The organism is uncultured Anaerovibrio sp. (assembly GCA_902786545.1).
Classification (GTDB): domain Bacteria; phylum Bacillota; class Negativicutes; order Selenomonadales; family Selenomonadaceae; genus Anaerovibrio.
This window is the reverse complement of the sequence record CADACU010000019.1, coordinates 26,461-35,478: the sequence shown is the minus strand read 5'-3', so window position 1 is coordinate 35,478 and position 9,018 is coordinate 26,461. Positions and strand designations below refer to the sequence as shown.

Below are 9,018 nucleotides of genomic sequence, written 5' to 3'. Positions count from 1 at the left end.
TGGACCCACCTGTTCCCATTCCGAACACAGTAGTTAAGCACATATACGCCGAAAGTACTTGGCTGGAGACGGCCTGGGAGGATAGGAAGTTGCCGGTTAAAACACACTTGACTGGGAAAATATGCTATGGCGTATTTTCTCAGGTCAAGAAAATATAATATGGCGGTCGTGGTGAAGTGGTTAACACACTGGATTGTGGCTCCAGCATGCGTGGGTTCGATCCCCACCGATCGCCCCATTTAATACAGGGGTATAGCTCAATTGGTAGAGCAACGGTCTCCAAAACCGTAGGTTGTGAGTTCGATTCTTACTGCCCCTGCCATTTTTGTGGAGCAGTACTCAAGAGGCTGAAGAGGACGGTTTGCTAAATCGTTAGGGTCGCAAGGCTGCGGAGGTTCGAATCCTCTCTGCTCCGCCATTTACAAAATTGCTGACATTTGTCAGCTTTTTTTGTTGGCTTTTTTCGCGTATTAAGGTATAATGTATGTGTTTTTCTACAATATTATAGGAGGATGGAAAATGAGTGAGACTTTAGAGAGGCTGTTTCATTTAAAGGAGAATGGCACCACAATCCGTACTGAGATGGTGGCTGGCCTTACGACCTTTATGACTATGGCCTACATTTTGGCTGTTAACCCTGGTATTTTGTCAACCACTGGTATGGATGCCGGTGCTGTCTTTGTAGCTACTGCTTTGGGTGCGGCTATCGGTACAATTTTTATGGCAATATTTGCCAACTATCCATTTGCTTTGGCACCTGGTATGGGCTTGAATGCATTCTTTGCCTTCACTGTTTGCGGAGCAATGGGTTATTCCTGGCAGGTTGCTCTGGCCGCAGTATTTATCGAGGGTATTATTTTTCTTATTCTGTCTTTGACCAATGTCAGAGAGGCAATTTTCAACTGCGTTCCAACTAACCTGAAATTAGGTGTTACAGCTGGTATTGGCCTGTTTATTGCATTTATCGGTATGCAGAGTGCCAAGCTGGTAGTTGATAGTCCAACACTGGTTTCGATTTTCCCTTTCAAGTCTTCTTTGGCTGATGGTACTTTCTATACCACTGGTATGGGGGCTGTTTTGGCCTTAATCGGTATTTTGGTAATGGCCGTTCTTATTCATAAGAAGGTCCCTGGTGATATTCTTTGGGGAATTCTCTTCACCTGGATTTTGGGTATGATTTGTGAGGTAGCTGGAATTTATGTTCCTAACCCAGAAATGGGCATGTTTTCAACTATTCCTAATTTTTCCAATGGTATTAGCATTCCGAATATTGCTCCAACTTTAATGCAGGTAGATTTCTCCGGCATCTGGACCTTTAACTTTTTTACGGTTATTTTGGCCTTCATGTTTGTTGACCTGTTTGATACTCTTGGGACTTTGATTGGTGTGGCTTCCAAGGCAGATATGCTGGATGAGCAGGGCCGTCTGCCTCGTATAAAGGGTGCACTTTTGGCAGATTCCTTGGCTACTTCAGTTGGTGCTGTGTTGGGTACTTCCACGGTATCTACTTATGTGGAAAGCTCTGCTGGTGTCAGTGCTGGTGGGCGTACTGGTCTCACTGCCTGGACAGTAGCTATTCTGTTCCTGTTGAGCCTGTTGTTGGCCCCATTATTCCTGACCATTCCGGCCTTTGCTACGGCACCGGCTTTGATTGTGGTTGGCTTTTTGATGGTAAGCAGTCTCACCAAGATTGACTTCACAGACATTACTGAATCCTTCCCTGCCTACATTGCTACTGTAACCATGGTATTTATGTACTCTATCTCTGAGGGTATTGCTATGGGCTTCATCTCTTATGTAGTAATCAATGTACTCTCCGGTGAGTTTAGACATAAATCCATTAGTCCGGTGATGTATATATTGGCTGTTATCTTTATTTTGAAGTATGTTTTTGTTTAATCTTATACCAGATAAGAAATAACAATTAAAAAAACAACATGGTAGGCTTGGTTTCTATCATGTTGTTTTTTTACATCATTGGTATTATTTTGTTGACGACGGGATGATTTTGTGATAGTATGTTTAGGCGTAAGCGCTTAGATGCGCTTTCCCCAACCGCACAGTGAGGTTTGTAAACGGCTTTGGCCGTACCGTAATTGGCGAGTATATTTATAGGGAGGTGTAAATGAATGTACGCTATTATCAAGACTGGTGGCAAGCAGTATAAGGTTACCGAAGGTGATGTTATTACTGTTGAGAAGCTTGAGGCTGCTGAGGGCGATGTTGTTACCTTTGATCAGGTTTTGACCGTAATCAAGGACAGCGATGTTGTTGTTGGTAAGCCAGTTGTTGAAGGTGCGAAGGTTACCGCTAAGGTAGAGGCTCAGGGCAAGGACAAGAAGATTTTGGTCTTCAAGTACAAGGCTAAGTCCAACTATCGTAAGCGTCAGGGCCATCGTCAGCCATTCACAAAGGTTGTTATCGAGAAGATCGAGGCTTAATCTGTGGCAATGACTTTTAGTTCTGTTAGTCGTTGTATGGTATTTATTGTTGTTGGTATTTCCTATGAGACGAGACAGACAACCGGTAGACAATGGTATCGAAATCAAAGTCTATCGTAATAAAGAGGGCAAAATATGGGGATATACTGTGGCTGGTCATTATGGCGAGCGGGGAAGCAGTATAGTGTGTGCCGGTGTTTCGACATTGGTTCAGACAACCCTTAAAGGCTTGGGTGAGCACTTAATGCGCATGAATAATATTTCCGAGGATAATGTGGATGAGTTGTCCCATTATCTGAAATATAGGATTGCGCCAGGTGACTTACAGGTAAAGCTGACAGGAGCTCTCGATGATATAACAGATGCACTGTTAGAGACAATGCTCATTGGACTGTATGATATCTATGATAGCTGTGTCCGAGAGAATGATCCCGATGGGGTGCACATTTATGAGATTCAACAGGATCAGGAGGTGTAATTGAAATGTTCACTTTTGATTTACAGCTTTTTGCACATAAGAAGGGTGTTTCCAGTACTCGTAATGGCCGTGATTCTGAGGCAAAGCGCCTTGGTGTTAAGGAGCAGGCCGGTACTGTAGTTACCGCAGGCAGCATTCTTGTTCGTCAGCGTGGTACCCATTTCCATCCTGGCAACAATGTAGGCATTGGTAAGGATGATACTTTGTTCGCAAAGATTGCTGGCCGGGTTGCTTTCGAGCGCAAGGGCCGTTATAACCGTCAGGTTAGTGTTTATGCAGTTGAAGAAGCTACTGCGTAATTGAGCGGAGAATGGGGATGTGATGAAATGAGCAATCATTTTGTCCACATCCCTTTTTGCGTTATTTAATAGTAGTGTATAAAAAGCTGGCATTGGGGGACAATACCAGCTTTTTATACATCACTTGAATTAGACTATTAGCCAGATGCAGGTCTAGAATTATAGACACTCCAGCTGTCTGTGCGAGATATTATCATAAAATGTTTGCTGGTTGGTTTATGACAGGAGGAGCTTATGCAGTTTATCGATAGAACTACCATAAAGGTTATTGCCGGTAACGGTGGTAATGGTAAATCGGCTTTTCGTCGGGAGAAATTCGTGGCTAAGGGCGGTCCATCCGGTGGTGATGGTGGCCGGGGAGCGGATATAGTCTTTGTGGTAGATAATAATATGAATACATTGCTGGATTTCCGTTATCATCGGAAATTTCAGGGACAAAATGGTGAGAACGGGGACATAAAGAACCAGTATGGTCATAATGCCCCTCCTTGTATCGTCAAGGTACCACAGGGAACCTTGGTAAAGGATGCTGATACCGGTGAGCTGCTGGCCGATCTGGTGGAGGTAGGACAAAAAGCGGTTATTGCCAAAGGTGGTCGGGGCGGCCGGGGAAATGCCAAATTTGCCAATAGTGCCAACCGGGCCCCAACTTTTGCTGAACTGGGAGAACCGGGAGAAAGCCGCAACCTGATTTTGGAGCTAAAGCTGTTGGCTGATGTGGGATTGGTTGGTTATCCAAGCGTTGGTAAATCAAGTCTGGTAGCTGCAGTGTCGGCGGCCCGTCCGGAAATTGCCGAGTATCACTTTACAACTATTACCCCAGTTTTAGGGGTGGTCAATGTAGGTGAAATTGGTGATGAAAGGACCTTTGTTATGGCTGATATTCCCGGCTTGATTGATGGAGCAGCTGAAGGCGTTGGCTTGGGACACGATTTTTTGCGCCATGTGGAGCGTACCAAGGTTATTCTCCACATTGTGGATGCGTCCGGGGTTGAAGGCCGTGATCCGGTGGAGGATTATTATAAGATTAACAAAGAGCTTAAAATATACAGCGAAAAGATTGCCCGTCGGCCGCAGATTTTGGTGGCCAATAAAATGGATTTGCCGGAAGCAGCGGATAATTACGAGCGCCTGAAGGAATTGGCAGAAAAGGAAGGTATTGAAATATTCCCGATTTCTGCCGCAACCCGGCAGGGGACACAGGAGCTTATCAATCGGGTGGCGCAGGTGCTGGATGAGTATGTGGAGGAGCCTGATACTGAGGAAGGGGTAAAGGTTTACGATGCCAAGGAGGAAGACCCGGATAAGGTAACCATTACCCGCAATGATGCCGGTGACTTTATTGTTAGCAGCAAATCCCTGAATAAGCTGGTTGCCATGACCAATTTTGGCAATGATGAGGCTATCAGAAGATTTCAGTATATTTGGCGCATCAAGGGAATTGATAAGAAACTCCTTGAGCGGGGTATCAAGGAGGGCAACACGGTACGAATCGGTGAAATGGAATTTGAGTATCGGGATTAAGGAGTAAAATCTAGGATGATTAAAAATACATTGACTGGTAAACAAAAAAGCTTTTTGCGTTCCATGGGCATGACCATGGACCCGGTGGTGATGATCGGCAAGGAGGGGGTAACCCCGACGGTGGTTCAGTCAGCAGCGGAGGTTATCAAAAAGCGTGAGCTGATAAAGGTGCGAGTTCTGCAGAACTGTATGGAGGAGCCCAAGGATGCCATTACTACCCTGGCCGAGCGTACCGATGCCAATCTGGTGCAGGTAATTGGCCATAACGGACTGTTGTTCAAACGGAATTTTGATAAACCAAAGATTGAATTGCCCAAATAACCATTAGCAGATAAATATAGCTTTGGTGATTGTAAGTGAGGTTTTAGGTATGGACACCCGTGAGCATATAAAAAGTGCCAAGCGCATAGTAGTGAAGGTGGGGACAAGCACCCTGCTGTATGATAGCGGCAAGCTGAATCTGTACAGGATAGAGCAGTTGGTCCGTGAATTGGCGGATTTGTCCAGTCAGGGCAAGGAGGTTATTCTGGTATCCTCCGGTGCCATTGGTGCCGGTGTAGTTCGTATGGGACTGGCCAAGCGTCCAGCCGGGGTCAAGGAAAAACAGGCTTTGGCAGCTGTAGGCCAGGGTATGCTGATGCATATATACGACAAGCTGTTTGCTGAGTATGGTCAGGTGGCCGGACAAGTGCTGCTTACCAGAGATAATTATGTACAGCACAAGCAGTATAATAATTCCCGCAATACCTTGCTTACCATGCTTAAAATGGGCGTAGTGCCTATTATCAATGAAAATGATGCGGTAGCCGTGGATGAAGTAAAGATCGGGGATAACGATAATCTTTCAGCCATGGTGGCTGCCTTGGTGGATGCTGATGTGCTGCTAATACTGTCGGATATTGACGGTGTATATACCAGCAATCCGGCCAAGGACCCTGATGCTACACTTATTCACGAGATAGCCGAGATTACGCCTCAAATAGAGCAGATAGCCGGTGGGGCCGGATCGGATATGGGAACTGGTGGTATGTCTACCAAAATTGAGGCGGCAAAAATCGCCACAGCTTCCGGTGTAACTATGTGTATTGCTTCAGGGGCGGAAAAGGATATTATCAGACGCATTGTGGCTGGAGAACAGATGGGAACAGTATTCCCGCCGAAGGAAGCTCATCTGAAGGCTCGTAAAAGCTGGCTGGCCTTTGGCAAGCGCATCAACGGTGACATTGTTGTGGATGAGGGGTGCGTAAAGGCATTAAAGGCTGGTTCCAGCCTTTTGGCAGCAGGAATTAAACATTCCGAGGGCGAATATAATAAAGATGATACTGTTCGGGTATTAACGCAGGAATATCAAGAAATTGCCCGGGGTGTGGTGAATTTTGATGCCGGTATTGTCCAGAAGATAAAAGGGCGTAAAACGGAGGAGTTTAAAGCACTATTGACGGAGGATGCTCCAGCGGAGGTTATTCACCGGGATAATATGGTGCTGATGATTTGATGGGTTCTATGGGAGGCAGAAGCCATGGATTTACAGGAAATCTTGTACACGAAGGCTAAAGCGGCCAAAAAAGCGGCTGAGGCTATGACTATGGTGTCCACTGAAACAAAGAATAAGGCTCTATTGGCTATGGCTGATATGTTGGAACAACATGCAGATGCGATTATTGATGCCAACAGGATGGATATAGATGCAGCCCAGGCCAAGGGTGTGCGCAAATCCTATATTGATCGGTTAATGCTGAATAAAGACCGTATTGCTGGTATGGCAGATGGCTTGAGACAAGCTGCTGCACTGCCAGACCCAGTAGGGGAAGAGGATTATGGCACTGTTCGACCTAATGGACTGGAAATTCGCCGGGTTAGGGTACCGTTGGGTGTGGTAGGAATTATTTATGAAGCCAGACCAAATGTGACTTCCGATGCTGCCGGACTTTGTCTAAAATCAGGCAATTCCGTGATTTTACGGGGTGGTTCTGAGGCCATTAACTCCAATAAAAAAATAATTGATTTGTTGCAGCAGGCCGCCTATGGGGCCGGTATACCCGAGGGAGCCATCCAGTTTGTGGATGTGACCGACCGCCAGGCGGTGCAGCTGATGCTCAGGATGAATGAGTATCTGGATGTAATCATACCACGGGGAGGCGCGGGTCTTATCAAGACCGTGGTAGAGAACAGTTCAGTTCCGGTAATTGAGACTGGTACCGGCGTGTGCCACACCTTTGTGGATGAAACCGCTGACTTGAAAATGGCCCTCAATATTGCTGTAAATGCCAAAACTAGTCGTCCGTCGGTATGCAATGCCATGGAAACTTTGCTGGTGCATAAGGATGTGGCGGAAAAATTCCTGCCGAAGCTGTCCAAGACCATGGCGGAAAAGAATTGCGAGCTAAGAGGCTGCCCACGGTGCCGGGAAATTATCAAGGATATGAAGCCGGCTACGGAAGAAGACTGGCACACGGAATATGGTGATCTGATTTTATCAGTTAAGTTGGTGGACAATGTGGCTGAGGCTATTGCCCATATCAACCAATACAATACAGGCCATTCCGAGACCATTGTAACGGAAAGCTTGACCAATGCCCGATTGTTCCAGCGTCAGGTGGATGCCTCATCAGTGTATGTTAATGCTTCCACCAGATTTACGGATGGCAACGAATTTGGTTTTGGGGCTGAAATAGGTATCAGTACACAAAAACTCCATGCCAGGGGACCGATGGGATTGACGGCCCTTACCAGCACTAAATACCTTATTAACGGGGATGGACAGGTGCGGTGAAAAAGCTGTTGATGGGTTATAGCCGAACTCTGGTACAGTATCTTCGGTCCGCCAAGGGCCGCCATGATACTTTTGACTATGCCAGAGGGGCTATAATAATTATATTAGTTTGTGCCGTGTTAATTTATCTGTTAAGATTTATAGGGGCATAATATGGGAGAAAAAAAACGAGTTGGTATTTTGGGTGGAACCTTTGACCCAATCCATGTAGGGCACTTGATGACTGCGGAAGCCGTGCGGGATGAGTACCATTTGGACAAGGTGATATTCATTCCAGCAGCAGAGCCGCCTCACAAGCGGCATCAGGATGTAACTATGGCTAAGCACCGGTATGTAATGACTGTACTGGCTACCTGTTCCAATGCCAATTTTGAGGTGTCGGATATTGAAATGAGCCGGCCGGGGCCATCTTATACCATTGATACAATTTCGCAGTTAATCACCCAGTATGGCAATGATACAGAGTTTTACTTTATTACTGGAGCGGATACTATCCAGGAGATTCACACCTGGGATCGTATTGATGAGTTGCTGCAGCTGTGCCATTTTATTGGGGCGTCCCGACAGGGCTGTGTACCGGATGTCAACCAGATAAAGGAGTCATTTGGGGAGTTGGGGAAGCAAAAAATTCATCGACTGGAAACTCCTGAGCTGGAGATATCATCCACGGATATCCGTCAGCGGGTAAAAAAAGGTTATTCCATAAAGTATATTGTACCAACAGCGGTAGAGCAGTATATTTATAAGCAAGGCCTTTATAAAGATTAGGAATTGTCACGAAGTAGAGCAGTACATTCCAGTATATTTCGAAACAATTACTTACAGACCATATTGGGGGATATCGTTCTGCGGTGTCCTCTTTGTGATGTGAAAAGGTATAAAATGACTTACGAAGAAATGAAGGAAAAACTGAAGTCACGGCTAAAACCAACGAGGTATGAGCATTCCGTGGGCGTAGCAGATACAGCGGTGGTTCTGGCCAAACGATTTGGTGTAAATGTCGAAAAGGCACGCATTGCCGGCCTTTTGCACGATTGCGCCCGTCAGTTTCCCAATGAGCAGTTGCCAACTGAGGCAGAAAAAAGACATATTACCTATGGTATGGTGGAAAAGAATATGCCACTGTTACTTCATGGATATGTAGGCGCCAGGCTGATTGAAGAAGAGTATGGGATTGCAGATGGCGAAATAAGTCAGGCCATATATCGGCATACCGTTGGTGGAGCTGATATGACGGATTTGGATAAAATAATTTATTTTGCTGATATGATTGAACCAGGTCGGCGTTATCCGGGCGTGGATGAGCTGAGGAGTTTGGCCAAAACTGCTACCTTGGATGAGATGGTGTTGGCGGGGCTGACCAGATCCATTGAATTTGTGTTGGAGAAGGGGCATTTAATTCACCCTGATACAGTGATTGCCCGTAATGAGATATTGATAAAGGTGCATGTGAATATATAAGCTATGAAAAAGAAGCCTTACAGTGCAACTAGGGAAAGAATT

At 45.8% G+C, this 9,018-nt stretch carries 11 protein-coding genes, 3 tRNA genes and 1 rRNA gene; all 15 read left to right on the top strand.

Translation table 11 applies throughout. The annotated features are described in order from the left end of the window. Nucleotides 1–98, top strand: a 5S ribosomal RNA gene (rrf, locus tag QZV24_RS05475); the annotation flags it as partial. 64 nt (nucleotides 99–162) lie between these two features. Beyond that, nucleotides 163–238, top strand: a tRNA-His gene (locus QZV24_RS05470). Between the two features lie 8 nt (nucleotides 239–246). Continuing rightward, nucleotides 247–322, top strand: a tRNA-Trp gene (locus tag QZV24_RS05465). 7 nt (nucleotides 323–329) lie between these two features. Continuing rightward, nucleotides 330–418: transfer RNA gene (locus QZV24_RS05460), tRNA-Ser, on the top strand. Nucleotides 419–519: 101 nt separating this feature from the next. Continuing rightward, complete coding sequence (locus tag QZV24_RS05455) at nucleotides 520–1,899, top strand: NCS2 family permease (RefSeq protein WP_294521235.1); 1,380 nt, start codon at nucleotides 520–522, stop codon at nucleotides 1,897–1,899. Between the two features lie 230 nt (nucleotides 1,900–2,129). Next, nucleotides 2,130–2,441, top strand: coding sequence for a 50S ribosomal protein L21 (rplU, locus tag QZV24_RS05450; protein WP_294521233.1), 312 nt, complete (start codon nucleotides 2,130–2,132; stop codon nucleotides 2,439–2,441). A 64-nt stretch (nucleotides 2,442–2,505) separates the two neighbouring features. Next, complete coding sequence (locus QZV24_RS05445; protein ID WP_294521230.1) at nucleotides 2,506–2,919, top strand: ribosomal-processing cysteine protease Prp; 414 nt, start codon at nucleotides 2,506–2,508, stop codon at nucleotides 2,917–2,919. A 5-nt stretch (nucleotides 2,920–2,924) separates the two neighbouring features. Continuing rightward, the gene (gene rpmA, locus QZV24_RS05440; RefSeq protein ID WP_294521228.1) at nucleotides 2,925–3,218 is read left to right on the top strand and encodes a 50S ribosomal protein L27; all 294 of its coding nucleotides are present in this window, start codon (nucleotides 2,925–2,927) and stop codon (nucleotides 3,216–3,218) included. A 234-nt stretch (nucleotides 3,219–3,452) separates the two neighbouring features. Then, entirely contained in the window at nucleotides 3,453–4,742 is a 1,290-nt protein-coding gene (gene obgE, locus QZV24_RS05435; protein ID WP_294521225.1) for a GTPase ObgE, read from the top strand. Nucleotides 4,743–4,757: 15 nt separating this feature from the next. Next, nucleotides 4,758–5,063 carry a ribosome assembly RNA-binding protein YhbY gene (yhbY, locus tag QZV24_RS05430; protein WP_294521222.1) on the top strand — a complete coding sequence of 102 codons (306 nt, stop codon included), beginning with the start codon at nucleotides 4,758–4,760 and terminating at the stop codon, nucleotides 5,061–5,063. A 49-nt stretch (nucleotides 5,064–5,112) separates the two neighbouring features. Then, nucleotides 5,113–6,237: a glutamate 5-kinase gene (gene proB, locus QZV24_RS05425; protein ID WP_294521219.1), complete on the top strand. Its 1,125-nt coding sequence runs from the start codon at nucleotides 5,113–5,115 to the stop codon at nucleotides 6,235–6,237. Nucleotides 6,238–6,261: 24 nt separating this feature from the next. After that, nucleotides 6,262–7,515, top strand: coding sequence for a glutamate-5-semialdehyde dehydrogenase (locus QZV24_RS05420; protein WP_294521216.1), 1,254 nt, complete (start codon nucleotides 6,262–6,264; stop codon nucleotides 7,513–7,515). After that, nucleotides 7,512–7,667: a hypothetical protein gene (locus QZV24_RS05415; RefSeq protein ID WP_294521213.1), complete on the top strand. Its 156-nt coding sequence runs from the start codon at nucleotides 7,512–7,514 to the stop codon at nucleotides 7,665–7,667. The genes QZV24_RS05420 and QZV24_RS05415 overlap by 4 nt, the downstream gene beginning before the upstream one ends. Nucleotide 7,668: 1 nt before the next feature. Continuing rightward, a complete protein-coding gene (nadD, locus tag QZV24_RS05410) occupies nucleotides 7,669–8,283 on the top strand; it encodes a nicotinate-nucleotide adenylyltransferase (RefSeq protein ID WP_294521211.1) in 615 nt (204 codons plus the stop codon). Nucleotides 8,284–8,397: 114 nt separating this feature from the next. After that, nucleotides 8,398–8,976: a bis(5'-nucleosyl)-tetraphosphatase (symmetrical) YqeK gene (yqeK, locus tag QZV24_RS05405; protein WP_294521210.1), complete on the top strand. Its 579-nt coding sequence runs from the start codon at nucleotides 8,398–8,400 to the stop codon at nucleotides 8,974–8,976. Nucleotides 8,977–9,018: the final 42 nt, after the last annotated feature.

Bases quoted from the DNA above. Each gene is read 5' to 3' on its own strand.
- QZV24_RS05455 (WP_294521235.1), top strand. From the start codon at position 520: ATGAGTGAGACTTTAGAGAGGCTGTTTCATTTAAAGGAGAATGGCACC.
- rplU (WP_294521233.1), top strand. From the start codon at position 2,130: ATGTACGCTATTATCAAGACTGGTGGCAAGCAGTATAAGGTTACCGAA.
- QZV24_RS05445 (WP_294521230.1), top strand. From the start codon at position 2,506: ATGAGACGAGACAGACAACCGGTAGACAATGGTATCGAAATCAAAGTC.
- rpmA (WP_294521228.1), top strand. From the start codon at position 2,925: ATGTTCACTTTTGATTTACAGCTTTTTGCACATAAGAAGGGTGTTTCC.
- obgE (WP_294521225.1), top strand. From the start codon at position 3,453: ATGCAGTTTATCGATAGAACTACCATAAAGGTTATTGCCGGTAACGGT.
- yhbY (WP_294521222.1), top strand. From the start codon at position 4,758: ATGATTAAAAATACATTGACTGGTAAACAAAAAAGCTTTTTGCGTTCC.
- proB (WP_294521219.1), top strand. From the start codon at position 5,113: ATGGACACCCGTGAGCATATAAAAAGTGCCAAGCGCATAGTAGTGAAG.
- QZV24_RS05420 (WP_294521216.1), top strand. From the start codon at position 6,262: ATGGATTTACAGGAAATCTTGTACACGAAGGCTAAAGCGGCCAAAAAA.
- nadD (WP_294521211.1), top strand. From the start codon at position 7,669: ATGGGAGAAAAAAAACGAGTTGGTATTTTGGGTGGAACCTTTGACCCA.
- yqeK (WP_294521210.1), top strand. From the start codon at position 8,398: ATGACTTACGAAGAAATGAAGGAAAAACTGAAGTCACGGCTAAAACCA.